Source organism: Microbacterium sp., from assembly GCF_044508325.1.
GTDB lineage: Bacteria > Actinomycetota > Actinomycetes > Actinomycetales > Microbacteriaceae > Microbacterium.
Window position 1 is genome coordinate 78,463 of the sequence record NZ_JBIQHX010000005.1, and the last position, 26,965, is coordinate 105,427.

Annotated in this window: 24 protein-coding genes; 14 read left to right on the forward strand and 10 right to left on the reverse strand. The window is 69.4% G+C overall.

Annotated elements, in window-relative coordinates:
- Window positions 1-44: 44 nt before the first annotated feature.
- Window positions 45-635, forward strand: coding sequence for a TrmH family RNA methyltransferase (locus ACIWQI_RS05935; RefSeq protein ID WP_396656329.1), 591 nt, complete (start codon window positions 45-47; stop codon window positions 633-635).
- A 3-nt stretch (window positions 636-638) separates the two neighbouring features.
- Here ACIWQI_RS05935 and ACIWQI_RS05940 read toward each other — a convergent pair whose 3' ends face one another.
- Window positions 639-1,961, reverse strand: coding sequence for an MATE family efflux transporter (locus ACIWQI_RS05940; RefSeq protein WP_396656213.1), 1,323 nt, complete (start codon window positions 1,959-1,961; stop codon window positions 639-641).
- Window positions 1,962-2,045: 84 nt separating this feature from the next.
- Here ACIWQI_RS05940 and ACIWQI_RS05945 point away from each other — a divergent pair, with 84 nt between their 5' ends.
- From ACIWQI_RS05945 to ACIWQI_RS05990, 10 genes are all read left to right on the forward strand, one after another.
- Entirely contained in the window at window positions 2,046-4,049 is a 2,004-nt protein-coding gene (locus ACIWQI_RS05945) for a M13 family metallopeptidase (RefSeq protein ID WP_396656214.1), read from the forward strand.
- 61 nt (window positions 4,050-4,110) lie between these two features.
- Entirely contained in the window at window positions 4,111-5,028 is a 918-nt protein-coding gene (locus ACIWQI_RS05950; protein ID WP_396656215.1) for a serine hydrolase, read from the forward strand.
- 118 nt (window positions 5,029-5,146) lie between these two features.
- On the forward strand, window positions 5,147-6,049 hold the full coding sequence (locus ACIWQI_RS05955) for a transporter substrate-binding domain-containing protein (protein WP_396656216.1): 903 nt from the start codon (window positions 5,147-5,149) through the stop codon (window positions 6,047-6,049).
- Between the two features lie 27 nt (window positions 6,050-6,076).
- A complete protein-coding gene (locus tag ACIWQI_RS05960; RefSeq protein ID WP_396656217.1) occupies window positions 6,077-7,000 on the forward strand; it encodes an amino acid ABC transporter permease in 924 nt (307 codons plus the stop codon).
- Complete coding sequence (locus ACIWQI_RS05965) at window positions 6,997-7,821, forward strand: amino acid ABC transporter ATP-binding protein (protein WP_396656218.1); 825 nt, start codon at window positions 6,997-6,999, stop codon at window positions 7,819-7,821. The genes ACIWQI_RS05960 and ACIWQI_RS05965 overlap by 4 nt, the downstream gene beginning before the upstream one ends.
- Window positions 7,818-8,954, forward strand: a complete 1,137-nt coding sequence (locus ACIWQI_RS05970; protein WP_396656219.1) for a CapA family protein — start codon at window positions 7,818-7,820, stop codon at window positions 8,952-8,954. Before ACIWQI_RS05965 ends, ACIWQI_RS05970 begins: the two co-directional genes overlap by 4 nt.
- Entirely contained in the window at window positions 8,951-10,183 is a 1,233-nt protein-coding gene (locus ACIWQI_RS05975) for a CaiB/BaiF CoA transferase family protein (RefSeq protein WP_396656220.1), read from the forward strand. The genes ACIWQI_RS05970 and ACIWQI_RS05975 overlap by 4 nt, the downstream gene beginning before the upstream one ends.
- The gene (locus tag ACIWQI_RS05980) at window positions 10,180-11,226 is read left to right on the forward strand and encodes a 2-hydroxyacyl-CoA dehydratase family protein (RefSeq protein ID WP_396656221.1); all 1,047 of its coding nucleotides are present in this window, start codon (window positions 10,180-10,182) and stop codon (window positions 11,224-11,226) included. Before ACIWQI_RS05975 ends, ACIWQI_RS05980 begins: the two co-directional genes overlap by 4 nt.
- A complete protein-coding gene (locus tag ACIWQI_RS05985; protein WP_396656223.1) occupies window positions 11,223-12,476 on the forward strand; it encodes a 2-hydroxyacyl-CoA dehydratase in 1,254 nt (417 codons plus the stop codon). The genes ACIWQI_RS05980 and ACIWQI_RS05985 overlap by 4 nt, the downstream gene beginning before the upstream one ends.
- Before the next feature lie 2 nt (window positions 12,477-12,478).
- Window positions 12,479-13,690, forward strand: coding sequence for an MFS transporter (locus ACIWQI_RS05990; protein ID WP_396656224.1), 1,212 nt, complete (start codon window positions 12,479-12,481; stop codon window positions 13,688-13,690).
- Between the two features lie 18 nt (window positions 13,691-13,708).
- Here ACIWQI_RS05990 and ACIWQI_RS05995 read toward each other — a convergent pair whose 3' ends face one another.
- The 5 genes from ACIWQI_RS05995 to ACIWQI_RS06015 form a co-directional block, all read right to left on the reverse strand.
- Window positions 13,709-14,248, reverse strand: a complete 540-nt coding sequence (locus ACIWQI_RS05995) for a MarR family winged helix-turn-helix transcriptional regulator (protein WP_396656225.1) — start codon at window positions 14,246-14,248, stop codon at window positions 13,709-13,711.
- Window positions 14,249-14,283: 35 nt separating this feature from the next.
- Window positions 14,284-14,865, reverse strand: a complete 582-nt coding sequence (locus tag ACIWQI_RS06000) for a PadR family transcriptional regulator (protein ID WP_396656226.1) — start codon at window positions 14,863-14,865, stop codon at window positions 14,284-14,286.
- Window positions 14,866-14,950: 85 nt separating this feature from the next.
- The gene (locus tag ACIWQI_RS06005; protein ID WP_396656227.1) at window positions 14,951-16,360 is read right to left on the reverse strand and encodes an aminomethyl transferase family protein; all 1,410 of its coding nucleotides are present in this window, start codon (window positions 16,358-16,360) and stop codon (window positions 14,951-14,953) included.
- A gap of 68 nt (window positions 16,361-16,428) precedes the next feature.
- Window positions 16,429-17,304 carry a formyltetrahydrofolate deformylase gene (gene purU / locus ACIWQI_RS06010; protein ID WP_396656228.1) on the reverse strand — a complete coding sequence of 292 codons (876 nt, stop codon included), beginning with the start codon at window positions 17,302-17,304 and terminating at the stop codon, window positions 16,429-16,431.
- Window positions 17,305-17,323: 19 nt separating this feature from the next.
- A complete protein-coding gene (locus tag ACIWQI_RS06015; protein ID WP_396656330.1) occupies window positions 17,324-18,127 on the reverse strand; it encodes a methylenetetrahydrofolate reductase in 804 nt (267 codons plus the stop codon).
- 344 nt (window positions 18,128-18,471) lie between these two features.
- On the opposite strand from ACIWQI_RS06015, the gene ACIWQI_RS06020 reads away from it, so the two are divergent.
- Window positions 18,472-19,902 (forward strand): carotenoid oxygenase family protein, encoded by a 1,431-nt coding sequence (locus tag ACIWQI_RS06020; RefSeq protein WP_396656229.1) that lies wholly within the window; start codon window positions 18,472-18,474, stop codon window positions 19,900-19,902.
- Between the two features lie 72 nt (window positions 19,903-19,974).
- Here the strand turns inward: ACIWQI_RS06020 and ACIWQI_RS06025 are convergent, their stop codons facing one another.
- From ACIWQI_RS06025 to ACIWQI_RS06040, 4 genes are read right to left on the reverse strand one after another with little or no spacing between them, the layout of a single operon-like run.
- Window positions 19,975-20,433, reverse strand: coding sequence for a flavin reductase family protein (locus ACIWQI_RS06025; RefSeq protein ID WP_396656230.1), 459 nt, complete (start codon window positions 20,431-20,433; stop codon window positions 19,975-19,977).
- Window positions 20,434-20,479: 46 nt separating this feature from the next.
- Entirely contained in the window at window positions 20,480-20,923 is a 444-nt protein-coding gene (locus tag ACIWQI_RS06030; protein WP_396656231.1) for an ester cyclase, read from the reverse strand.
- A 37-nt stretch (window positions 20,924-20,960) separates the two neighbouring features.
- Entirely contained in the window at window positions 20,961-22,025 is a 1,065-nt protein-coding gene (locus ACIWQI_RS06035; RefSeq protein WP_396656232.1) for an amidohydrolase family protein, read from the reverse strand.
- A complete protein-coding gene (locus ACIWQI_RS06040; protein ID WP_396656233.1) occupies window positions 22,022-23,584 on the reverse strand; it encodes an aldehyde dehydrogenase family protein in 1,563 nt (520 codons plus the stop codon). The genes ACIWQI_RS06035 and ACIWQI_RS06040 overlap by 4 nt, the downstream gene beginning before the upstream one ends.
- Before the next feature lie 200 nt (window positions 23,585-23,784).
- Here ACIWQI_RS06040 and ACIWQI_RS06045 point away from each other — a divergent pair, with 200 nt between their 5' ends.
- Window positions 23,785-24,852 (forward strand): NAD(P)-dependent alcohol dehydrogenase, encoded by a 1,068-nt coding sequence (locus tag ACIWQI_RS06045; protein WP_396656234.1) that lies wholly within the window; start codon window positions 23,785-23,787, stop codon window positions 24,850-24,852.
- Between the two features lie 175 nt (window positions 24,853-25,027).
- Window positions 25,028-26,962 carry an ABC transporter permease gene (locus ACIWQI_RS06050; RefSeq protein WP_396656235.1) on the forward strand — a complete coding sequence of 645 codons (1,935 nt, stop codon included), beginning with the start codon at window positions 25,028-25,030 and terminating at the stop codon, window positions 26,960-26,962.
- Window positions 26,963-26,965: the final 3 nt, after the last annotated feature.

Sequence of the window (26,965 nt, forward strand, 5' to 3'; positions counted from 1 at the left end):
CGGACCCCGAATCCGTCGCAGGGCACGGTGCAGACGGGCACGGTGTGGGCCCGTGGCCCGGCGGCCCGGCCGCGTGGCCGGACGATCCGCGCTACGACCGCGAACTGCTCGCCCACGGCGACCGGCGGAACGTCGTCGACGGCTACCGCTACTGGACGATGGAGGCGATCGTCGCCGACCTGGATGCCCGCAGGCATCCCTTCCACGTCGCCATCGAGAACTGGCAGCACGACCTCAACATCGGTTCGATCGTGCGCAGCGCCAACGCCTTCCTGGCAGAGACGGTGCACATCGTCGGCCGCCGGCGGTGGAACAAGCGCGGGGCGATGGTCACCGACCGCTACCAGCACGTGCTGCACCACGCCGACATCGCCGACCTCGTCTCGTGGGCGCGGGAGCGCAGCCTGCCCATCATCGCGGTGGACAACGTCGAAGGCTCGGTGCCGGTCGATCGAGCCGAGCTGCCCCAGCGCTGCCTGCTGCTGTTCGGCCAGGAGGGGCCCGGTCTGTCGCCCGAGGCGCTCGCGGCGGCGCAGACGATCGTCGAGATCACGCAGTACGGTTCGACGCGGTCGATCAACGCGGGTGCCGCCGCGGCGATCATCATGTACGAGTGGTGCCGCCGCTGGGCGTGACCGCTATGCGCCCGCGGTCATCCACGCCGCCCCGCGCACGCGCCAGCCGAGGCCCGCGAACCGGGCGATCATGTAGAGGCCGAAGAATGCGGCGGACACCCACGCCAGCCCCCAGGCTCCCACCGGGTGCAGCACGGCGATGAGCACCAGCGCCGGAAGGAAGACGACCAGGTTCAAGGCCCCGACGACCGCGAGGTAGCGGCCGTCACCGGCACCCATGAGGACGCCGTCGAGCACGAAGACCGCCCCGCACAGCGGCTGGGCCACGGCGAGCACGATGAGGGCGGGCTGGATCATCGCGGCGAGCGAGGCGTCCCCCGTGAACACCAGCCCGATCACCCCCGAGCCGGCTCCGATCAGCACGCCGACGAGGACACCGAACCACGCGCCCCAGGCGAGCGTGCGGCGCAGCACGAGGCGCACCTCCTCCGGGTTCCCGGCGCCCAGCCCCTTGCCGATGAGCGCCTGGGCGGCGATCGCGAGCGCGTCGAGCGCGAAGGCCGCCGCCGAGAAGATCGTGTACACCACCTGCCAGCCGGCCAGCTCGTGCTCGCCGAGCCCGGTCGCCACCGCGACGGTGGCCAGCAGCGCCGCCCGCAGCGACACCGTGCGCAGGAAGAGCCAGCCGCCGAGCTTCGCCGAGCCGCGCACGCCCTCCCGGTGCGGCCGGATCGGCGCCCGGTGCCGCCGCGCCAGGCGGCCCACCACGATCACGTACGCGACCACCATGCCCCATTGCGCCATGACGGTGCCGAACGCCGAGCCTGCGATGCCCCAGCCGAGTCCGTAGATGAACAGCCAGTTCAGCAGCGCGTTGGCGGCGAAGCCGAGGCCGGCCACCCACAGCGGGGTCACGGTGTCCTGCATGCCGCGCAGCAGGCCCGTCGCCGCGAACACGATGAGCATGGCCGGCAGGCCCCACATCGAGATGCCGAGGTAGATCTCCGCCTGCTCGGCGACCTCACGTCCTGCCCCGAACATCCCGACCAGCAGCGGTGTGGCCAGGTACCCCGCGACCGCCAGCACGGCGCCCATGCCGAGGGCCAGCCACATGCCGTCGATGCCGACGGAGACGGCATCCGTCTTGTCTCCGGCGCCGAACCGCCGTGCGACCGCCGGCGTCGTCGAGTACGCGAGGAACACCATGAGGCCGACGATCGTCTGCAGCACGGCGCCGGCCAGCCCGAGTCCCGCCAGCGGCGCGACGCCGAGGTGGCCGACCAGCGCCGAGTCGACGATGAGGAAGAGCGGCTCTGCCACGAGCGCCCCGAGGGCCGGCACCGCGAGACGCAGGATCTCGCGGTTCAGGGTGTCGGGGGCGGCCACCGTACGAGCCTACGGCCGCCCGCGGCCGACCCTGCTCCCGCCCTCGATGCCGGAGTACGGCGCGGTCCGCCTATCCTGGATGGCATGACGGATGCTCCCCGCTCCGGTCTCGCGCTCGACGACCTGAGCGCGGCGATCCGGCCCCAAGACGATCTGTTCCGCTATGTCAACGGCAACTGGCTCGAGCGCACCGAGATCCCCGACGACAAGGCGCGCTGGGGCGCGTTCCACGTGATCGCCGAGCAGGCGGAGAAGGACGTGCGCGCCATCGTCGAGGAGTGCCAGGATGCCGAGACCGGCACCGAGGCCCGCAAGATCGGCGATCTCTACACCAGCTTCATGGACACCGACCGCGTCGCCGACCTCGGGGCCGCCCCGCTGGCCGACCAGCTGGCGCGGGTCGAGGCGATCGCGTCGATCCCGCAGCTTCTGCGCACGGTCGGCGAACTGGAGCGCGAGGGCGCCGGCGGCATCGTCACCCTTTATGTCGAGCCGGACCCCGGCGACCCCGGCCGCTACGTTCCGTTCCTGGTGCAGAGCGGGCTGTCGCTTCCGGACGAGTCGTACTACCGGCTCGACAACTTCGCCGAGACGCGCACCGCGTTCCGGGCGCATGTGGAGCGCATGTTCGAGCTCGCCTCGGCGGGGCTCGGCACGGGCGCGGGGGTGACCGACCCGGCTGCGACCGCCGACCGCGTCGTCGCGCTCGAGACGGAGCTCGCCACCCACCACTGGGACAACGTGCGCAGCCGCGATGCCGTGGCCACCTACAACCTCAGATCGTGGGACGAGGTGCAGCAGCTCGCCGGCGTCGACCTCGCCCCCTGGCTCGAGGGGGTCGCCCCGAACCACCCCGAGGCGTTCGCAGAGGTCGTCGTCTACCAGCCCAGCTTCATCGAGGGGCTCGGGTCGCTGCTGACCGAGGACCGCCTCGAGGACTGGAAGGCCTGGCTGCGGTTCAGCGTCGTGCACGCCGCCGCCGCGTTCCTGTCCGACGACTTCGTCGACGAGAACTTCGCGTTCTACGGCACGCAGCTGACCGGCGTCCCCGTCATCCGCGAACGTTGGAAGCGCGGTGTGGGCCTCGCCGAAGCCGCCCTCGGGGAGGCGATCGGCCGCGTCTACGTCGAGCGGCACTTCCCGCCCGCCGCGAAGGAGACGATCGACGAACTCGTCGCGAATCTCATCGAGGCGTACCGGCAGAGCATCGCGGACCTGGAGTGGATGGGCCCCGAGACCCGTGAGCGCGCTCTCGCGAAGCTGGAGGCGTTCACGCCCAAGGTGGGCTATCCGGTGAAGTGGCGCGACTACTCCGAGCTGGAGATCGACCCCGCCGACCTCGTGGGCAACGTGCGTCGCTCGCACGTGCATGAGCACGACCGGCAGCTGGGCAAGGTCGGCAAGCCCATCGACCGCGACGAGTGGTACATGACGCCGCAGACCGTCAACGCCTACTACAACCCGCTCATGAACGAGATCGTCTTCCCGGCGGCGATCCTGCAGTACCCCTTCTTCGACCCCGAGCGCGACGCGGCAGCCAACTACGGCGGCATCGGCGCGGTGATCGGCCATGAGGTCGGGCACGGATTCGACGACCAGGGCAGCCGGTTCGACGGGACCGGCAAGCTCCACGACTGGTGGACCGATGCCGATCGCGCCGCCTTCGAGGAGCGCACGAAGTCCCTCATCGACCAGTACAGCGTGCTGGTGCCGCAGGGCCTCGACGAGCAGCACAAGGTCAACGGCGCGCTCACGATCGGCGAGAACATCGGTGACCTCGGCGGACTCGGAATCGCGCTCAAGGCCTACCGCCTGCATCTCGCCTCCCTCCCCGACGAGCCCGCCGAGGGCCGCGAGATCGACGGGCTCACCGGCATCCAGCGTCTCCTGCTGAGCTGGGCGCAGGTGTGGCAGCAGAAGGCACGGGATGCCGAGACCATTCGCCTCCTGACCGTCGACCCGCACTCGCCGAACGAGTTCCGGTGCAATCAGATCGTGCGGAACATCGATGCGTTCTACGATGCTTTCGACGTCACCGAGGACGACGGCCTGTGGCTCGCACCCGAGCAGCGCGTCACGATCTGGTAGCGCCGACGCGTCCCGACAACTGAACAGCCCGACCTCCCATCCCGAACTGGAAGGATCACCCGTGGGCAGCCCCCCCGAACCCACGCGCGACCTGCCCCTGCGCAGTTCCCTGCGCAGCGGGCGCCGCCCATCGCGTCGCACCGCCTCGGTGCGGCGCACCTTCACGGCGACCCTGCGGTGCCTCGACGAGCTGGCGGTCGAGGGCGCGCGGGTGTCGGTCCACGTCTCCGACCTCGACCGGGGGACGATCGTCCTCTCCGGCGACGACTTCGTCACCCAGCCGATCGCGGGGCTCGGGGTCGTGCCGCTGCTGATCGAGGTGGCGGCGGGGTTCGATGCCGGAACCATCGACCCTCTCGAGATCGTGGAGCGCGAGTCGGTCGAGCCGATCGCGGTGCAGGGGGTGTGGCAGCGCCTGAAGGCGCCGGCGCTGCCGCTCACCGACCTTGCGGTGCTGACGGCGACCGGCGGCGATGAGCTCGCGGCGAACGCGCTCCTGGAGCGCGTGGGACTGGATGCCGTGCGCGCCCGCCTCGAGAAGCTCGGTCTGCGCAGCTCGGCCCTGCTCGATCGCCTGCGCGACCACCGCGGACCCGACGACGCCCCGCGCTTCGCCCTGGGCTCGGCGCGAGAGCTCGCGGCGGTGTTCGGGGCGCTCGTCAACAGCGAGATCGTCAACGCCGCCGTCAGCGCGCAGGTGGCCGAGTGGCTGAGCTTCAACCACGATCTGAGCCTGGTGGCCTCGGCGACGGGGCTGGACCCGTTCGCCCACGAAGACGACGAGCACGGTCTGCTGTTCATCAACAAGACCGGACGCGACGACGGCGTCCGCGTCGAGGCCGGGGTGCTGGCCGGTCCCCGTGCCGGACTCGCCTACGCGCTCATCGTGTGCTTCGACGACCTCTCGGTGATGCACCGGCTGCGCGCACACGAAGCGTTCCGCACGCTCGGCGTCGAGCTCATGGAGTACGTGTTCTGACGGCGGCCGGCCGGGCCGGCGCGGTGAAGGTTGCATTCTCAGAATATCAAGTTTTATGATGTTCTTGGATGTCGCCCGACACCCGATCCATGCACTTGCACAAAGATGTGGAGTAATCATGCGAAGCAAGGCAGTCGCCTCCGTACTCGTCTCCCTCCTCGCGATCGGCGTGCTCGCCGGCTGCAGCACCGGCTCGTCGCCGGAGCCCGCCGACTCGCCGACCGACGCCGCGAACCAGGCCCCGCTCTACGACCAGCTCCCCGACGCCATCAAGGAGCGCGGCTACATCACCATCGCCGGCGACACGCACCCGCCGTACCGGACGATCGAAGAGAGCGGCGAGATCACCGGCATCGACCCGGACCTGCAGGCCGCCCTGTCCGAGCAGCTCGGCGTGCCGTTCCAGATCGAGACCGCCTCAGGACTGGACGCGATGCTCACCGGCATGCTCTCCGGGCGCTACGACGCCTTCAACGGCCCCGTCCGCGCCACCCCGGAACGCCTGCAGGACTTCGACGGCATCGTCTGGATGACCACGCGCACCTCGTACCTCTTCCTCGCCGAGCGCGCCGATGAGCTCAGCGATCCCGCAGCGCTGTGCGGCTCCCGCGTGGCAGGCGTGACCGGGTCGGTGACCGAGAGCCAGCTGGCCCGCTACAACGAGTGGTGCGACACCCAGGGGCTCGAGCAGGCCGAGTTCGTCGGCCTCGAGGACACCAACTCCACGGTCCTCGCCGTCAACTCCGACCGCGCCGACTACGCCGGCACGACGCAGACCGCGGCCATCGATCTCATGGCCTCCGACCCGGGCCGCTACGACTACATCGTCCAGACGGATGAGCAGGGTGCCGGCATCGACCAGCTGGCGATGTTCCTGCCCAAGGGCAACGGCCTCGCCGAGCCCATGCTGGCCGCCTTCGAGGCGATCTTCGAGAATGGCGAGTACGACCGCATCATGACCGAGTGGGGCATCGCGGATGTCGCGGTCGACGCGCCGGTGCTGAACCCCGATCTCGGGTAGGCCGGCCTGAGGAGCGAGGATCCCGCCATGACCGACATGACGACCCAGCCCGTCCGCAATCCGCTCGCCGATCGCTCGATCGACGCCGCGAACGCACACCGCCGCATCAGTCCCTGGCGCGTGGTCGCAGCCATCCTGCTCGCGATCATCACCGCGCAGATCCTGGTGTTCCTCGCGACGAACGAGCGCTTCGAGTGGAACGTGGTCGCGGAGTACCTGTTCAACCCGAGTGTGCTGATGGGTCTGGGCATGTCGATCATGCTGACGGTCGTGGGCATGGTGCTGGGGTCGCTCCTGGGCACCGTGCTCGCGGCCGGTCAGCTCAGCGACTTCGCCCCGGTGCGCTGGGCGTGCATCGTCTTCGTCGGGCTCTTCCGTGGGATCCCGCCTCTGGTGCAGCTGATCTTCTGGTACAACCTCGCGTACCTGCTGCCGCGACTCGCGGTCGGAGTGCCGTTCGGCCCCGAGCTGTTCAGCGTGCCGACGAATGACATCATCACGCCGCTGACCGCCGCGATCATCGGCCTGTCGCTGCACGAGGCCGCCTACATGGCCGAGATCATCCGCGCCGGCATCCTGTCCGTCGACCAGGGGCAGCGCGACGCCGCTGCGGCGATGGGGTTCAGCCGCTGGCATTCGTTCACCCGCGTGGTGCTGCCCCAGGCGATGAGGGTCATCATCCCGCCGACGGGGTCGCAGGTGATCGCCCTCATGAAGGGCACGTCGCTGGTGAGCGTCATCGCCATGGGCGACCTGCTGCACTCCGTGCAGGTCATCTACAACCGCACCTACGAGGTGGTCCCGATGCTGCTGGTCGCCGTGATCTGGTACCTCGTCGTCGTCACGCTGCTCACGCTCGTGCAGCGGCGTGTCGAGCGCTACTACAGCAGGGGGATGTCGCGCAGCGTCGTCACCCGCCGGGCCGTCGATCGGATCGAGGCGTCGGCATGAGCGCACCGGACCAGGTCGCGGGCGACCCGACGCGCCCCGTGCTGCAGGTGGTCGGCCTGCGCAAGAGCTACGACGGCCGGCACTACGCCCTGGACGGCGTCGACCTCGACGTCTACGCGGGCGAGGTCGTGGCGGTGCTGGGCCCGTCCGGCTCCGGCAAGTCCACGCTCGTGCGCTGCATCGATCAGCTGGAGTCGATCGAGGGCGGCGCCATGTATCTCGACGGCGAGCTGCTGGGCTACGAGAAGCATCGCGACCACATCCGCCCCCTCACCGATGCGGACATCGCGCGCCAGCGCCGGCGGATGTCGATGGTGTTCCAGCAGTTCAACCTGTTCCCGCACTGGACGGTGCTGCGCAACATCACCGAGGCGCCGATCAAGGTCCACGGCGTGCCGCCCGCGGAGGCGCGGGCCCGGGCGATGGAGCTGCTGGGCCGTGTCGGCCTCGCCGACAAGGCCCGGGCGCACCCCCGCCAGCTCTCCGGCGGCCAGCAGCAGCGCGTCGCGATCGCACGCGCCGTGGCGACGCAGCCGCGCATCCTCCTCTTCGACGAGCCGACGAGCTCCCTCGACCCCGAGCTGGTGGATGAGGTGCTCCAGGTGATGAAGAGCCTCGCCGAGTCGGGGATGACGATGATCGTCGTCACCCACGAGCTCGAGTTCGCCCGCGATGTCGCCGACCGGTGCATCTTCATGGCCGACGGCGTCGTCATCGAGGACCGACCGTCCGCGGACTTCTTCAGCGACCCGCGGTCGACGCGGCTGCAGGGGTTCCTCAAGCGGGCGACGGAGAACCGCGCGCGCGAGGTGGAGGCGTGATCACCGTTCACGCGGTCGGCGACCTGGTGCTGGAGCGCGCGGATTCGCATCCGCTTCTCGAGCCCAGCGCCGCCGCCCTCGCGCAGGCCGACCTGGTCGTCGGCCAGCTCGAGATCCCGCACCTCGACGTCGGAGTCGTGCAGACGACGGACGTGCCCGCCGTACCCGGGCCTCCCGCCGCGCTGGACGCCGTCGCCGCCGCGGGTTTCGATGTGCTCACCCTCGCGGGCAACCACGTCTACGACTACGGACCGGAGGGCATCCGCGAGACCATCGCGCACTGCGCCGACCGCGGACTGCGCACGGTGGGCACCGGCGACACGATCGACCAGGCGCTGCGACCGGTGGTCACCGACATCGCCGGACGCCGCGTGGGCATCATGAGCGTCAACTGCGTGGGCCCCCGCGAGAGCTGGGCGACGACCCTCAAGCCGGGGTGCGCGTACGTCGAGATCATCAGCCACTACGATCAGCCGCAGGCGAACCCCGGCGGTCCCCCGCGCGTGTTCACGTTCGCCGAGCCGCGCAGCCTGGACCGATTCACCGCTGCCGTCCGCTCCGCGGCGGAGCAGACCGACGTGCTCGTCGTCGCCCTGCACAAAGGTCTGGTGCACGTTCCCGCCGACCTCGCCGACTACGAGCGCGCCGTCGCGCATGCGGCGATCGACGCGGGGGCGGACGCGGTCATCGCCCACCATGCGCACATCCTGCGCGGTGTCGAGCTGTATCGCGGCCGTCCGGTCTTCCACGGACTCGGCAACTTCGTGACGGTGACCGGTGCGCTGGCCGGACACGAGTCGGACGCCCCCGAGCGCGCGGCCTGGGCTCGCCGGCGCCGGCGTCTGTTCGGGTTCGACCCGGACCCCGCCATGCCCGAGTACCCGTTCCATCCCGACAGTCGCAACACGATGATCGGCGTCCTCGAGTTCGCCGACGACGGCGTCGTCACCGCGTCCGTCATCCCGTGCTGGATCGACCAGGACTGCCGCCCGATTCCACTGGGTGCGGACGACCGCGGCGCACAGGTCGCCGACTACCTCCGCGCCATCACCGACGATGCCGGTCTGGACACCTCCTACCTCTGGGCGGGGGATCGTCTGACAGTGCACGAGAAGGGAAGCCGCCGACCGTGACCGGACCGCTCACAGGAAAGACCGTCATCGACCTGACCACCGCCCTCGCGGGGCCCTACGCGACGCTGCTGCTGGCGAGTCTCGGGGCCCGCGTCATAAAGGTCGAGAATCCGACGCGCGGAGGCGATTCGTCCCGCAGCAACTCTCCGTACGTCACCGCCGACGGCCTCCAGATGCGGCGGACGGCGCCGGAGGACATGTCCGTCTCGATGCTAGCGCGCGGGCGCGGCAAGGAGAGCATCACGCTGAACCTCAAGCATCCCGCCAGTCGCGACGTCTTCTTCGATCTCGTGCGCGACGCCGACATCCTCGTCGAGAACTACAGCGCCGGCGTCACCAAGCGCCTGGGCATCGACTACGCGGCGGTGCAGCCGCTGAACGAGCGCCTCGTCTACACGTCGATCTCGGGATTCGGCGCGCAGGGGGTCGCCGGGGACGGCAAGGCGATGGACACGATCATCCAGGCTCTCAGCGGAGTGATGATGACCGCGGGGGAGCCGGGGGACGGGCCGATCCGCTTCGGTCTGCCGATCGGCGATCTGGTGGCGCCGCTTTTCGCCGTGATCGGCACGCTGGGTGCGGTCCTGCACGCCGACGCGACCGGCGAAGGACAGCACGTGGATGTCTCGATGCTCGGCAGCCTCACCTCCCTCGTGGCATGCGAGCCGTTCGACGCCCTGGAATCGGTCGGCTTTCCGCTGCGCACCGGTGCGGTCGTCCCCCGGCTGGCCCCCTTCGGCACGTTCCCGACGGCGGACGGCTGGTTCGCGCTGTGCGCCCCGACGGACGCGTTCGCGGTGGGCACGTTCACCGCGATCGGGCGGCCCGAGCTCGTCCACGACGAGCGCTTCTCCACCCGCGACGGCCGCGTCGCGCACGCGGACGAGCTGCACGCACTGATCCGCGAGTGGGCACGATCCCGCTCGACCCAGGAGGTGCTCGCCGCATTCGAGGAGCACGGGGTCCCCGCCGCACCCGTGCGCGACACCGCCGCAGCGGTGCGCGACGAGGTCGTGGTCGGTCGCGGTGAGGTGGTTCCGCTGGTGCACCCCAAGTTCGGGCACTTCGACGGACTCTACGGAAGCGGCCTGCCGGTGGTGTTCTCACGCAGCCGTGCGGGACTGTCCACGTCCGCGCCCGGACTGGGCGAGCACACCGATTCCGTGCTGACAGAGCTCGGCTACGACGACGAGCGCATCGAAGCGCTGCGTCGCGACGGCGTGCTGTGAGCGCAGGCGCGGTCGTCGGAGTCGTCGGCAACGACGTGCCCCGTCAGCTGCCGCTTGCGGCGGCCGTCCTGCCGGTGCGGCTGACCGGCTCGTGGGACGGGCCGGTCGATGCGCAGGCGCAGGAGCTCCTCGGCGCCGCCGATCTGGAGACGGTGCGCATCCTCACCGAGCTGCGCGCCGGAGCCGCGCCGGTGGACGGTCTCATCGTCTGCAACGACAGCCAAGCTCATCTGCGCCTTTTCTACGTGCTGCGCGCCACGGCCCCGCGTATGCCGCTGCACCTGCTCGACCTCCCCCGCGAGGACTCGGCGCCGGTCCGCGGCTTCGCCCGGGGCCGGCTGAGGAGCCTTCTCGAATTCTGCGAGGAGGTGTCGGGACGCGCCGCCGATGCGGCGAGCCTCGCGGAGGCGGCCGAGGCGGAGCGGGCTCTCGGGGCACAGCTCGACCGGCTCCGCGCTGCGCGTCGAGCCGATCCGCCGTCGAGCACCGGCACCGCGGCGATCGGCGCCTGGCTGCAGGCCGTCCGCCTGCCGCCGGCAGAGGCGGCCGCAGTCGTCGCCGCCGCGTGCGTGTCCGCCGAGCAGGACGCTGCGAGCACGTCTGCCCTGCGCGTCCACCTCACCGGATCGAACCATCCCGACGCGTCGGTGTACCGGGAGCTGGAGGCGCATGGCCTCGTCATCGTCAGCGAAGACCACGACACGGGCGACGGCGCCTGGATCGGAGCCGCCGCCTCCGGCGATGCGGACCAGGTCGTCGACGAGCTCGTGACGGCGCACTTCGCGCGCGTCGGCGGCTCGGCCACGGCGCTCAGCGCGCAGCGCGCGGACCGCACCGTGCAGGTGGCGCGCGAGGCCGGCGCCGAGGTCGTCGGCGCGTTCATCCGCGAGCTGGACGACGCCCCGCGCTGGGACCTCGCCGACCAGTCACGCGCCCTGGAGACGATCGGCCTCCGCCTGCACGCACGTGTCGGAGTCGCCCTCGATGCGCGCACGGCTGCGGCCGAACTGGCCGCGGCGCTGCGAGGAGGGCATGACCGATGAGCTCCGCCCGCGACCACCGCCTGCGCTCCGCCGTCGCCGCGACGGCATACCAGAAGGAATGGTTCGCCGACCTGCGCCGTCAGGCGGCGGCCGGTGCGCCCATCGCCCTGGCCAATGCGGATGCGCCGCTGGAGCTGCTGCGGGCCATGGGCATTCCGTACGTCGTGAACCAGTGGTGGGCGTCGATCATCGCCGCCAAGCGGCTCGATGAGCCGAGTCTGGCCGCCGTGGCCGAGCGTGGCCTGCCGGACGACAGCCGCCAGTACGACGTGCTGCCTCTGGGGGCACAGGATCTGCCTGCCGGTCGCGCGCCCTGGGGCGGGCTGCCGGAGCCGAGCTTCGCGATCGCCGAGCGCAGCGGCGATGTCACGCACAAGATCTTCGAGCAGTGGGGGCGCCGCCCCGGCACCGAGACGTTCCTGCTGTCGCGCACGGGTGCCGTCCCCGCCCCCGAAGGCTGGTGGGACCTCGTGCCGCACGAGTGGGAGTCGGTGTTCGGCGCCGATCGCATCGATCTGCTCCAGGGTGAGATCGAGCTGCTCATCGCCTGGCTCGCCGAACGGACCGGCACCGACCTCGACCGGCAGGAGCTCGCGAGGGTGATGGCGCGGGCCAACGAGCAGGCGGAGTGGAACCGGCGCACGCGCGATCTCATCGCGGCCGCCCGCCCGCTCCCGGTCGCCGTCACGGATTCGATCCCGAGTGTGATGGTCCCGCAATGGCATCGCGGCACGCAGTGGGCGGTGGATGCCGCCCACGCGCTGCACGACGAGGTGGCCGAGCGCATCGCGGGCGGCATCGGCGTGTGGCCGGATGAGAAGCGCCGGCTGATGTGGATCGGACGAGGCCTGTGGACGGATCTGGACATGTACCGGTCCTTCCAGGAGGAGTTCAGCGCCGTGTTCGTGTGGTCGATGTACCTCGCCCTCGGTGCAGACGGCTACCTGCGCTACGGCGACGACCCGGTGCGCGCCCTCGCCGCCCGCTTCGTGGGACTCACCGACCTGCTCTACGTGCCGCCGATGTCGTCGTCGTGGTACGTGAAGGAGGCTCTCGCGCACGGGGTCGACGGTGTCGTGCACCTCGTCGCCGACGACACCCCCGGCAGCGGGCTCATCACCACCGCTCTCGAGGACGCGGGGATCCCGGTGCTCGACATCCGGGCGAGCAACGCGGATGCGCGCTCGACCGGCGATGTCCGCCGGCGGATCGCCGAGTTCATCCGCACGCGAGTGCCCGCGCGGTCCTGACGATGCGACGGCCTGGGGTCCTGGAGCCGTTCGCCGACGGCAATTTCTCGCTGTACTTCTGCGGACAGGTCATCTCCCACACGGGGATGTGGTTCCAGAACCTCGCGCTGGCCCTCGTCGTCCTGACCGTCACCGGAAGCGCCCAGGCCCTCAGCGGTGTCACGATCGCCCAGTTCCTCCCGCTGCTGATCTTCAGCATCCCCGCCGGATGGCTCGCCGATCGGCTGCGTCCGCGCACGATCCTGCTGTGCACGTCGCTCCTGTCCGCGGGCATCGTGGCGGCGCTGGCGGTCGTGGCGGGGGTCGAGGAGCCGCGGCTGGAGGCCATCTACGCCCTGGTCGCGATGCTGGGCACGGTGAGCACGTTCGAGCGGATCGCGGCGCAGGCGATCATCTTCGAACTGGTCGGGCCCGCCGGTCTCACCCGCGCCGTCTCGATCAGCACGATCGCCCTCGCCTCGGCGCGGTCCATCGGGCCCGGGCTGGCGGGTCTCGCGTTCCAGGCGCTGGGGCCCACCGCCTGCATGCTGCTGAACTCCGTCGCGTACCTGCTGGTGTTCACCTCGATCCTGCTGCTGCGCAGCTCGAGGTTCCACGTGCGCTCGAAGCGCTCGCGTCCGGCAGGCGAGCCCGCGGCTGCCGCGCTGCGGCACAACCGTCCCTTCCTGGTGCTCCTCGCGGTCAACGTCATCGTCGCGCTGCTCTCGCTGAACCTCATGCTCGTGCTCACCTCGACCGTGACGCTGACCTACGGCGGCGATGCGACGGCCGTCGGGACCGTGCACGCCCTGAACGCGGTCGGCGCCATCATCGGGGGTCTGCTCGCCGCCGGGCGGGGGAGCGTCGGCGTGCGGTCGCTCGTCGTCGCCTGCACCGGCCTGGGTCTGGCGCTCGCGGCCAACGCCGCCGCCCCGACGCTGCCCTCCTTCCTCATGCTCGGGCCGGTGCTCGGCCTCGCCGTCGGCTACTACCACGGCATCCTGCAGGCGGCGGCTCAGGCGAGCGTCCCACCCGCGATGATCGGCCGCGCCATGTCGCTGGTCACCATGGGCAATTACGGCATGGCGCCGCTGGGAGCCCTCCTCATGGGCTGGGTCATCGACGTCTCGTCGGGCCGCGTCGCGATGGTGCTGGGAGGACTCGGCGCCCTTGCTGCGGCTGCTGTCGCCCTCGTCGCCCTGCGCCGGCCGGGACGAGAGCGCGAGACGCCGTGAACCGCGTGCTCTGACAGCTCACGCGGGCGCCATGCCGGCCCCTTTGGCGGGGCGGCGACGGCGCGCGACGGCGGCCGCCTCGGCATCCTCATCTCCGAAGTATCCGCCCGCGAGGACGTCGGCGGCGCGATCGAGGATGTCGGCCAGCGTGTCGTCACGCAGGAACCGGCCGAGTTCGGCGCTCAGCCGATCCTCCCGCTCCCGGATCTCGCGGTCGATCGCCTCGAGGGTGGCCCAGCCCTCCTCGGTGAGCCGCACGAGCCGCACACGGCGGTTCGTGGGGTGCTCGACCTTCTCGATGAGGCCGGACGAGAGCAGCTCGGCCGACACCACGTGCGCGGCCTGGGAGCTGACGAAGGTGCGCCTGCCCACTTGTGCGTTCGAGAGGGGGACGCCCTCGCCCAGCACCTGGAGGATGAGCAGCTGCGGCAGGGTGATGCCCCGGGCGAGCGCGGTGTTCTCGGCCGCGCGGTTGAGCGCGCGGGCCAGCCGGTATGCGGTGTAGTTGAGACGCTCGGTCGCCGGGGTGCCGCGGGGGTCGCGCATGGATTCCGGCATCGTCCCAGCCTACTCGCGCCGCGGGACCGGCTCGTTCAGGCTTCGAGCTCGTCGACCAGCTCGAGCCCTCGCCGGGCCCACTCGATCTCGCCGCGGGCGCGCGCGGCGAGGCCCTCATAGGTGAAGCGCTTGAAGGCGATGGTGCGCTCGCGGTCGGCGTCCGGAGTGTGCGCGAGCCGGCGGTTGAGCATGGTGCTGCTCATGTGCTCGATATGGTCGAGCTCGCCCTGGAACTGGGCCAGCTCGCCCTGCCAGTGCTCGATGTGGCGCTCCAGGAACGCGCGGGCGGCATCCGGGGTCGTGTTCTCCAGGTACGCGGCACGCAGGTGCGCGGGATCGCGGACGCGCTGGTAGTCCAGGGGCGTGCGCATCCACTCGAAGTACGCCTTCTCGCCGGCATCGGTCACGTGATAGACCCGTCGCCGGCCGCGCTCGCCACGGGCCTGCTCCTCGCCCTGAACGAGCCCCTCGTGCTCCATCTTGCGCAGTTCGGGATAGATCTGACTGTCGGGGGCGTGCCACACGTGGCCGACCGACTGCGAGAAGTGCTTCTGCAGCTCGTAGCCCGACAGGGGGCCGACCCGCAGGATCGCCAGCAGGGCGTAGCGCAGGCTCATCGGGCTCCTTCCCGGTTGGTGGACGGGGAGAGACGGATGCCTCGCTCCGCGCGCCACGGAGCGACGGAGCGAGGCATCCGTTCGATCAGGCCTTCTTGTAACCGGTGCGCCAGCCGCCGGCGGCGTATTCCTGACGCGCGACCGTCGAGTAGGGCACGGGGCTCACGACGACGCGGACCTCGGTCTGCTCGTGCGGCTCGACCGAGGCCTTCGTGGTGCCGCCGTCGGGCTCGCCCCACACGACCTTGAGCTCGGTGCCCTCGGGCACGTCGTGGTCGACGACCGCCAGCGACAGGCCGCGACGCTCGTTCGACGAGTAGCCGGTGAACATCGAGAAGCCGACCACGGTGCCGTCGGCGTCCACGACCGAGTCGTAGTTCGCCGAGCCGTAGTTGGCCAGCGGCAGGTCGAAGAACTTGTAGTTCGGCCCGTCCACGTTCAGCAGCGACGTCCACACCTTGCCGAGGTCCTCGGCGTTCCAGGCGAGGGTGACCTTCTTGCGCTGGGTCGCCGGGTCGACCTTCTCGAGCGCGTCGCGACCGATGAAGTCGTGGTCGAACTTGACGAACGAGCCGTAGCCGAGCTCCCACGGGGTGAGGTAGTAGTCCTCGATGTTGTCGCTGACGAACGAGCCGGCCAGGGTGCCGGTGGCCTCGTAGCTGTCGACGCCCAGCCACTCGCGGTAGGCGCGCTCGCCCTCGCCGGTGTAGATGGCCGGCAGCGGCGACGGGATCCAGCCGGACTCGAGCGTGTTCGACGGGTAGGCCCGCGAGCCGACCGGAACCAGGCCGAACTCGGCACCGGCTTCGACGATGGCGTCGCGGATGAGGTCGTGGTCCTCGTAGGGGCCCCAGATCTCGAGTCCGGGGGCTCCCGCCATGCCGTGGCGCAGGGTGCGCACGGTCTTCCCGGCGATCTGCATCGTCGACATCGTGAAGAAGCGCAGCTGCTCGAGCGGACCGCCGTTGAGCTTCTCGATGATCGGCCAGGCGTTCGGGCCCTGGATCTGGAAGCGGTAGTACCGGCGGCTCACCGCGTGACCGTAGGGGCGCGACGGCGAACGGCGGTCGACGGTGACGTCGAGGTTCTGGTATCCGCCGGTCTCACCGTGGAACAGCAGCCAGTTCGAGGCAGGGGCGCGCCCGACGTAGACGTACTCCTCGTCGGCCTCGCGGAACAGGATGCCGTCGCCGATGACATAGCCCTGAGAGGTGGTGGGGACGTACTGCTTCGCCTTGTCGACCGGGAAGTTCGCGACCGAGTTGATGGCCGTGTCGGAGATCAGCTTGATCGCGTCCGATCCCTTGAGGAAGACGTTGTCCATGTGGTGCGACTGGTCGTAGAGGACCGCGGTGTCGCGCCAGGCCTTCTGCTCCTTGATCCAGTTGGAGAAGTCCGCGGGGACCACCGGGTAGATGTAGGAGCCGATCTGCGAGTTGCGCAGGAGCTCGACCGGACTGGTCTGGTCGAGCAGCTGCTGGAGGTTGTCAGCCATGGTGACCTTCTTTCATTTCGTTTCTTGCGGGTCCCGATCCCCGGTTCCCCGAGCGTCGTCGAGGGGGGTCAGGGGAAGACGATGGTGTGGTTGCCGTGTCGGATGACGCGGTCTTCGGCGTGCCATCCGACGGCGCGGGACAGGACGGCGCGTTCCACGTAGGCGCCGCGGGCCTGCAGGTCGGCGGCGGTCATGGAGTGGTCGACGCGGGCGACGTCCTGTTCGATGATGGGGCCCTCGTCGAGGTCTTTGGTGACGTAGTGGGATGTCGCGCCGATCAGTTTCACGCCGCGTTCGCGTGCCTTGCGGTACGGGGCGGCGCCGATGAAGGCGGGCAGGAACGAGTGGTGGATGTTGATGACCGGCACCCCGACCTCGTCGAGGAAGTCCTCGCTGATGATCTGCATGTACCGGGCCAGCACGAGGAAGTCGACGTTGCCGGTGACCAGCTCCAGGATGCGCGCCTCCGCCTCGGACTTGTCCGGGCCCTGCGAGTGCACGTGGAAGAACGGGATGCCGAACGAGCGCACGTCCTCGGCGACGTTGGTGTGGTTGCTGATCACCATCGGGATGGTCACCGGCAGCTCCCCGCGGCGGTGCCGCCACAGAAGTTCCAGCAGGCAGTGGTCGCTGGTCGAGGCGAGGATCGCCATCCGCTTCGGGATCGATTGGTCGGTCAGCCGCCACTGCATCCCCAGCGGGGTGAGGGTCTGGGCGATGTCGGCCTCGATGTCCGGCATCGCGGCGGTCAGGTCGTCCCGGTGGAACACCACCCGCTGGAAGAACGCTCCGCCCTCCGGGTTGTCGGAGTACTGGTCCAGGGTGACGATGTTGCCCCCGTTGCGGGTGACCACGCCGGTCACCGCCGCCACCAGTCCGGGCTGGTCGGGACCGTGCACGATCAGACACGCATGATCGCGCAGTGCTTCGTTGCGAACCGCCATGTACTCTCCTTCGGGTCTCCTAGGACTGCGCGGCCAGGTACTCGCGGACCCAGTCCGCGGTCGCCAGCAGCCCGCCGAACGTGTAGAAGTGCAGCGTGACCTCGCCTCGATCCCTCTCGGCGAGCAGGCTCGACAGGTCGGAGACGAACCGCTCCGGTCCGGCCGTGCCCATCAGGTTGGTGAGGCTGAAGCCGTACTTCTTCACGATCATCGCGTTCGCGCCGATCCCGAACCGGCGCGCGAAGCCCAGCAGCCGCTTGATCCCCGCCGGGCCCGGGGTTCCCACCCGGATCTCGGTGTCGATCCCCTTGCCACGCACCTGATCGATCCAGGCGGTCACCGGGTCGGTGTCGAACGCGAACTGGGTGAGGATGACGGCATCCAGACCCTGCTCCTTCAGCGCGGTGGACTTGTCCTCCAGGTGCTGCCAGAGCACGGGGTCGACGATGTCCGGGTGCCCCTCCGGGTAGCCCGCGATGGACACCTCCTTCGCGCCGTACTCCTGCAGGATCCCGGTGCGGATCACGCTCAGCGAGTCCGGGTACGGGCCCTCCGGCTGGGCCGGGTCGCCGCCCACGGCGAACACGTGCTCGGTGGCGCCGACCTCCTGCAGCGCGGCGAGGAACTCGCGCAGCTCGGACTCGGAGCGCAGCCGTCGGGCCGAGATGTGCGGCACCGGCACGAAACCGAGCTCGCGCACGGCCTTGGACGCGGCCACGCGCATCGGAAGGTCCTCGTTGCCCAGGAACGTCACATTGATCTTCGTGCCCTGGGGGATCGCGTGCGCGGCCTCCTGAAGACCCGGCACATCCTTCCCGGTCATCTCCAGCGAGAAGCCCTGCACGAGCTGACGAGCGGCCGCGGTGTCACGGGCCGGAGAGATTGCTGCCACGACGGAACCCTTTCCGGAGCGCGTCCTCGCACCCCGGGTCTGAGATTACCTATGCGCATAGGTAATTACAAGAGGACTGTTCCGTTGAATGAGCGTGGCCCACCGCCGCGGTGGCTCCAGGGACTCACTGGTGCGCGCACCAGTCGCATTCTGCACGGTTGGCGCCCGCACCGTGGGTGGGAAAACACCGTGCGGGATTAGATGAGAGCAGATGCAGCGATGTTCGCCGCTCCGCCTCCGCGGGGCCCGCGTCCACCGGCGAAAGGAGTGATCCCATGTCGATCGATCAACGGACCCCCGTCTATGTGCAGCCGCGGTTCCACGCCATCCCGTCGTTCTACGGCCGGCAGTTCGAGCCGGTCCGGCTGGAGGCGGACCTCTACGACTGCCAGGTCGAGGGCGTGTTCCCGGAGGGACTCACGGGGACGTTCTACGGGCTGGGTCCGGACAATCAGTACCCCACGTACGAGGACGACATCATCCTCAACGGCGATGGAAGCATGCTGTCGTGGCGCATCGAGGACGGCCATGTCGACTTCAAGTCGCGCTACGTCCGCACCGAGCGGTTCAACGCAGAGCGGGCTGCGCGCAAGAAGCTGTTCAAGATGTACCGCAACCCCGTGCACGACGATGCCGATGCTCCGGCGGTCATGCAGCGCGACAACACCGGGAACACGTACGCCTGGTACTTCAACGGTCGCCTGTTCGCGCTGCGCGAGGACTCCCACCCGAACGAGATCGACCCCGTGACCCTCGAGACCAAGGAGGTCTTCGACTTCGACGGGGCACTCAAGTCCACAGCGCTGTCCGCCCACGGGAAGATCGACCCGATCACCGGTGAGTGGTGGGCTTTCGGCATGTACGCCGAGCGGCAATGGGCCGGGGAGTGCGCGTTGATCGTCGCCGACAAGGATGCCAAGCTGATCCGCGAGGAGTACTTCGTCGCCCCCTACCCGGGCATGATGCACGACTTCGCGGTCACGCGCGAGCACGTCATCTTCGACATCCAGCCGTTCCGAGTCGATGAGGAGCGGATGAGGAAGGGCGGGCAGTTCTACGCGTTCGACCCCGACCAGCCTTCGCTGTGGGGCATCATGCCGCGGGACGGGAACACCTCGGACATCCGGTGGTTCCGTGCCCCGGACGTCGTGTGCGGCCACATCATGAACGCCTACACGGATGGCAAGAAGGTCATCGTCGATGCGCCGGCGGCGCCGGGCAACTCCTTCCCCTTCTTCACGGACGTGCACGGCAACCCGACCGACATCGAGCTGGGCAACGCAACGATGACCCGTCTCGAGTTCGATCTGGCCGGCGAGTCAGACCAGCCCAAGGTGACCGGCGTACCCGGCGCCGTCGGAGAGATGCCGAAGATCGACGACCGGTTCGCCATGCAGAAGTACCGCTACGGCTTCTTCCGAGGGTTCGGCGGTCTCTACCGCATCGACTGGGAGACGCTCGAACTGCGCAACTACCCGATGGTGGCGCCCGACATCATGCACGAATGCACGTTCGTGCCGCGGCACGAGGATGCTCCCGAGGGCGACGGCTGGCTGCTCGCCGTGGTCAACCACGCCGCCACCAACCGCGGCTCCCTCGTCGTGTTCGATGCGATGGACATCGAACAGGGTCCGGTGGCGCGCGCCAAGATTCCGTACTCGACGCACATGACCTTCCACGGCAGCTTCGCACCGGGGGTGCTCTGACGGATTCGCGCACAGAGGGGGGTCCGACTCGGTGAGGCGGACCCCCCTCTGTCGGCGGTGCAGCCGACGAGCTCAGCGCTGGATGTGATCCTCGCCGACCTCGAGGCGGGCGGCACTGGCGAACTGCCCCCTCGTGTAGACCAGGGGGATCTGTGCGAAGGCCTCGGCGCGAAGGATGCGCGCGATGAAAACGGTGTGCGAGCTCGCCTGGATGCGCTCCTGGATGAAGCACTCCAAGTGGGCTGCGCTGCCGTCCAGCAGCGGTGCACCGTGCTCGCCGAGGTGCCATGCGAGGCCCGCGAACTTGTCGATGCCCTTGCTCGCGAACGTGCGGACGATGTCGCCCTGATGGTCGGAGGCGATGTTGATGGCGATGCGGTCGTTCGCGAAGAAGATCGGGTAGGTCCCGGCCGTGCGCTGTACCGCGACCATCACCTGCGGCGGCTCCAGGGTCAGGCTCATGAAGGCATTGACGGCCAGACCCCGCGGCGTGTCGCCGTCCATCACCGTCACGATCGTCACGCCGGTCACGAACTGTCGATGGACTGCTCTGACGTCCTCGGCGTCCGGTGGGCGCTCATTCGTCAACATGCTCGACCCCCTCCAGCGTCAGCACCCCCAGCGCGCGCAGCATCGCGGCGGGATCCCAGGTCGACCAGGTCTCGACCATCTGCTCGCCCTGGAACCGGGCGAACGTGGCGCCTTCGAGGGTCACCACGCGACCCGTGGGCGGGACGCCTCGGTAGACGCCGCGGTGCGTGCCCGTACTGTGCCAGCGGATCGCGACGTGGTCGCCATCGACGAGGATCTGGTCGATGGCCGTGCGTGTGTCCGGAAACCCCCGGCGGGTCTCGCGGATGAGCTCCTTGAGTGTCGCCAGCCCATGTGCGCGAGAGACGCCGCTCGTGCGGCGGACGTACTCCGGGGCGAGCACATCGTCGAATCGTTCGAGCCGGCCGTGGTTCCACGCGGCGGTCCACATCCGCTCGATGCGCACCTTGCGATCCTCGAGGCCGTCCATCAGGGTCCACCCGCCGGGGCCGGACCGCGGACGCCGCTCACAGCCGGAAGACCCGCTCGGCGATGCCCTGGAAGAACTCCCGCTTCTCCTCGACGGAGTAGGGGAGCGCATCCATCTCATCGACCTCCTCGCCGACGAACTGGTAGGGGTAGTCCATCGCGTACATGACCCGGTCGCGCCCGACGACCTGGCGCGCGAAGCTGATGGCCGGCTCCCACGGCATCCCGCTCGTCGTGAGCCAGACATGCGTCTTGAGGTATTCGCTGGGTCGCTGCTGGAGCGGCTTGATGGCTGCGTACCGTCCTGAGGCGACCTGCTTGGCGTGCATGTGGTCGATGCGATGCATGAAATACGGGACGCCCTCGCCGAGGTGGCCCACCACGACCCGCAGGTTCGGAAGGCGGTCGAACAGCCCAGACGTGATGATGCGCAGCAGGTGCAGGCCCGTCTCGGCGGCGAAGCCCCACACGGCCCCATCCAGCCCCGCCTCGCGCCACGGATCGATCGCCGCGCCGGGCAGCGTCTGCGGATGGAGGTACACCGGCACATCGAGCGAAGCAGCGGCCTCGAGGATCGGGAAGAAGCCGGGGTGGTCGATGTAGCGACCCTTGATGTGGGAGTTGAGGATGAGGCCCTTCAACCCGAGCTTGTTGACAGCGCGGTCCAACTCCGCCACAGCGGAGGCACTGTCCTCGTAGCCCACTGCGGCCAGTGCCGCATAGCGGTCCGGGTGAGCCGCGACCGCCTCCGCGAGCCGGTCGTTCGTCAGCTGCGCGGCCCACCGCGCAGTATCGACGTCGAGCACCTGGGTGCCCGGTGCGGTGAGCGCGAGGATCTGCTTGTCGATTCCGGTGGCATCCATGTCGCGCAGACGCGACTCACCCAGCGAGGCGATCTTCGTCATGACACTGCGCGGCTGCGGGTGGTCCGAGCGGAGGAAGTAGCCCATCAGCGAGACGAACCCCGCGTCGGCATCGCCGGAGTCGAGGATCTTCACGAACTCATCGAGAACCTCCTGCGGCGCGTACGCCTCCTCGGTCGCGATCCGCAGGTACGGGCGCGACTCCCACCCGGGTGCGCCTCCGGTGCGTTCTGTGCTCATGCCTTCTCCTTCGTGATGCGGGGTTCGGTGATGTTCTGCCAGCGGGTGATGCCGGGCAGCTGCGCGGCGGGGTCGTCGAAGCCGACGATGGCGTGTTCGTCGGTCACGTGCTCGAGGGAGTAGAGCAGGTGCGTGCGGCCCAGTCCGGACTGCTTGACTCCGCCGAACGGCACATGCGGGACGGAGGCCCCGAGACGGTGGGCGTTGATGAAGGTGTTGCCCGCCTCGATGCGCCGGGCGACCTGTTCGGCGTGGTCGAGGTCCTGCGACCAGACCGAAGAGGCGAGCCCGAACTCGGTGCGGTTGGCTTCGGCGACAGCCTGGTCGTCGGTGTCGAAGGGGATGATGGGGATGATGGGGGCGAACTGCTCGTCCAGGACCAGTTCGTGGTCGGCCGGGATGTCGGTGACCACTGTGGGGGCGATGAAGTAGCCCCGGTGCCAGTCCGCGGAGTCGGCGCGAAGGCCCAGCTCACGGACCTGGGCGCCGGCGTCGCGGGCGGCGGTGATGAGGCGGAGGGCGTTCTCGTAGCCGTCCTTGGTCGCCAGGGGGCCGATGTGGGCGGTGGGGTCGAAGGGATCGCCGACGACGATTCGGGAGACGGCGTCGGTGAACTTCCGAACGAATTCGTCGTAGCGGTCACGGTGGACGTAGATGCGCTTGACGTTGAAGCAGATCTGGCCGGTCATGGCGTAAGAGCCGGCCACCAGCTCGGTGATGAGGGAGTCGGTGATCTCGGCTGAGCCGAGCACGATCGCAGGGTCGTTGCCGCCCAGTTCCAGAGCGATCTTCTTGATCGTGGCGGCCCCGGCCGCGGCGATCCTGCGCCCGGTGTCGGTGCCACCGGTGAACGACACCGCACGAACGCCCGGGTGCTCGGCCAGCCGCTGTCCGACCACCGAGCCGCGGCCCGGCACGATGTTGACCACCCCGGGCGGCAGCTGCTCGGCGATGATCCGGAGCGTCGCGGTCAAGCCCAACGGGGCTTCGACGGCGGGCTTGACGATGAGGGTCGCGCCTGCGGCCAGGGCGGGGGCGATGCCGTTGAAGGCAAGGAAGATCGGGGTGTTCCATGGGCCGATCACTGCGACCGGCCCCACCGGCACGTGTCGCAGCCGCACCAGCGTCGCATCTCCGGTGCCCGCTCGCCCGGTCCGGTCCTCGTCCGATTCCAGGTCCGCCAGCAGCTGCACCATTGCCCGCACCATCGCGAGCGCGCCGCGGATGTCGCCCTGCGCCTCAGGCAGGATCTTGCCCACTTCCAGGCTCACGGTCGCGGCGATCTCGTCGGCCACCGCCTCGGCCGCATCGACTGCCGCCAGCACCAATCCGGCCCGCTCGGCACGCGGCATGTCGCGCCAGGCGGGGAATGCCCGCGCCGCCGCGGCGACTGCTGCGTCGGCCACCGTGGTGTCCGCCAGTGCGACCGATCCCACCGCCTGGCCGGTGGCCGGGCTGATGACGGCGGCGCTGTCGGAGACATCCCGCATCGACCCGTCCACGAACGCGGCCGCATGCCGCCACCTGTCAGGTACACGCACATAAGCTCCAGTGGTCACGCACTTCAGCATCGTCCGACGTGCCGGACGGGTCATTGGGCGCGCCGCCCAATCAGCCGCCATCCGCTATGCGCCGACGCCAGTGATGCGTGGTCGTGCCCGGCCCAGACTGAGGGCAGTGGCGACGCGACGAAGGGAACACGCACGAGATGGTGACGATGAAGGCGGCTATCGCTCGGACGCCGGCCCGAGAATTCGAGGTGTCGACGGTTGAACTGGATGAGCCGCGCGCCGACGAGGTCCTCGTGCGGATCCTCGCGGTCGGCATCTGCCACACCGACATCAACGCGCTGAGCGGTCGGCTCCCGGTGACGATGCCCATCATCCTCGGCCACGAAGGCTCCGGTGTGGTGGAGCGCGTCGGCGCGAACGTCACCGGTGTGCGCCCGGGCGACCGCATCGTGATCACGCCGGACTTCTGCGGCACGTGTCGCCAGTGCCGCGAAGGGCACACCGCGTACTGCGAGAAGTCGGGCGTGCTCGTGTTCGGCGGAACCCGACTGGACGGCTCCACGAAGGCCAGTCACAACGGCGAACCCGTGCGCGCGGCCTTCTTCGGGCAGTCGTCATTCGCGGAGTACGCGCTGGTCACGGAACGGAACGTCATCAAGGTGGGCGACGACGCCCCGCTGCACCACCTCTGCGCGCTCACCTGCGGCGCCAACGCCGGTGCCGGCGCGATGCTGAACACGCTCAAGCCCGACCCCGATCACGCTGTCGCGGTATTCGGGGTCGGCACCGTGGGGCTGGCGGCACTGGCAGCCGCCCGCATGCGCGGCGCCCGGACGATCATCGCCGTCGATCTCCACGAGTCGCGCCTGGAGCTGGCACGCGAGTTCGGAGCCACCCACGTCGTCCGCAGCGGCCACGGTGTCGACGTGCAGGCCGAGCTCCGGCGCATCGCACCCGTGGGCGTCGACCGGGCGCTGGACTCCACCGGCGTGAAAGACGTCATGCTCGATGCGATCTACTCGCTGGGCTACCACGGCGTCTTCTGCTACGTCAGCGGCACCGGGGGCGTGCCGTTGGATCTGGATCTCAATCGCATCCTCATCAAGGGTGTGAGCATCCGCGGCGTCATGGGGGGAGACGGAACCGGGCTGGTGTTCCTGCGCGAGCTCATCCGCTTCTACGAAGAGGGGCGCCTGCCGATCGAGCGACTCGTGCGGAAGTACCCGTTCGATGACATCAATCAGGCGCTGGCGGACATGGCATCCGGCGTCACGATCAAGCCCGTGCTCGTCTTCGACGGCGCCGAGCTCGAATGAGCAGGCTCGCGACCCGGGACAGGGAGGCCGGATTGTGCGTGCAGACCAGCCGACCTGTCCCTGGTTGTGTTCGGGGGCCAGTGAGTCATCAGGTGCGACCGATGAGAATGATCAGGCGCGCTGCTGACCCGCGGTGCGCTTCTTCACTCAGCGGCACCTCGACGAGGAGGCATGGATGCCGAATGACGCGCCGATGACACGGGAGCAGCCCGGGGGCTTTCTCGTGCGCATCCGCCGGTCATGGAACCTCCGTCCGGAGCGCAACATCCAGATCCTGATCGGGATCGTCGCGCTCCTGCTGTTCGTCTCGCCCGCCGTCGCCGTCTTCGTCGGGGCATTCCGCACCTCGCCGTTCACCGAGGGTCCGCAGGCAGGCACGTGGTCGATCGAGCCGTTCGTCGAGGTCTTCACCAGCCCGGGCACCTGGGAGACGCTGTGGAACACGGTGCTGCTCACCGTGGGCTCGGTCGTTCCCGGCATCCTCATCGCGATCTTCTTCGCAACCCTCGTCACGCGCACCAACGCTCTGGCGAAGTGGCTGATCACGATGACCATGGCGATCATGGTCGCCGTCCCGCCCCTGTTCTATGCATTGACGTGGTCGATGCTCGGCAACGAGACGGTCGGGCTGCTGAACGTGTGGATCCGCGGCATCGCGACGGGTTTCGCCGAGGGATACCAGTGGGGATCGGGTCCGATCGACATCGAATCGTGGGGCGGCCTGCTCGTCGTGTCGACCTTCCGGGCAGCGGCGTTCATGTACCTGATCCTCGTCGGGCCGTTCTCCTCGATGGACCGGTCCTTGGAGGAAGCGGCCCGGGTGTCGGGAGCGGGGCCGGTGCGCACGTTCTTCGGCACGCAGATCCCGGTCCTGATGCCGGCGATCACCGCGGTCCTGGTGATCTCGACGGTGGCGGGCATGGAGGCGTTCGACGTGCCCATCGTGCTCGGTGTGCCCGCGGACATCTATGTGCTGCCCACCGAGGTCTACCGCTACCTCAATGACGCACGCAACCCGTTCTATGGCCAGGCGAGTGCCGTCTCATTGGTGCTGCTGGTGATCCTCGTCGCCCTCCTCATCCTCGAGCGGAGGCTGCAGGGTCGCCGCCGGTTCACGACCGTGACCGGCAAGGGTGCCCGCCAGGGACAGTGGGCGCTGGGCGCATGGCGCCTCCCCGTCCTCCTGATTACGATCGTGTACGCGCTGGTCGCCGTCGGCCTGCCGCTGTTCCAGCTCCTGGTGGTGTCGTTCTCGCCGTACTTCGGCTGGCATCCGACCGATCTGTCGATGATCTTCGACCCGCAGGCGGGGCTGACGACGAAATGGTTCGAGACCATCCTCAGCAGCCAGGCCCACGTCAACATGTTCCTGCAGACGGCGGCGGTCGCCGCGGCCGCCGCGGCCGCCGGCATCATCGCGGTGATCATCATTCTGTGGGCCGTGAAGCTGCGACCCGGTCGATTGGCCAACCTGCTCGACGCGAGTCAGATGCTGCCGTTCGTCGTCCCCGGCCTGCTCCTGGCGCTCGGCATCATCACCGTCGTCCTGCTCGGACCGTGGAAGGGCCTCTACGGTTCGCCGATCCTGCTGATGCTCGCGCTCTTCATCGCCGTCGTCCCGCTGGCCAGCCGCACCATCGCGGGCGCGATCGTGCAGATTCCCGCGGAACTCGAGGAAGCAACGCGTGTCTCGGGATCCAGCCGCGCCCGCGCGCTGTTCGCGGTGGTCTTCCGCCTGCTGCTGCCCAGTGCGCTCAACGGGTGGCTGCTGTGCTTCGTCGTGGCCTCCGGGACCCTCGCGATCCCCATGCTGCTGGGCGAACGCCGCTCGCCCATGCTTGCCATCAAGGTCTACGACGACTACCTCGCAGGCAACTTCTCGCTCGCGGCGACCTCGTTCGTCCTCTTCGTCGCAGAGGTGCTGGTCATCGCCGGGGCCATCGAGCTGATCAAGCGTCTGCTGAGCCGTCGCACCAGCAGACGCCGCCCTGTGGCCGAGAGCACGGATCCTGATTGGACCGGCGCGGTCCTCACCCGACCCAAACGCGCCCGGGTCCGCAAGCTTCATCGGCTCGCGTCCCGTGCGCCCAGCACCCAGAAAACACCATAAGGA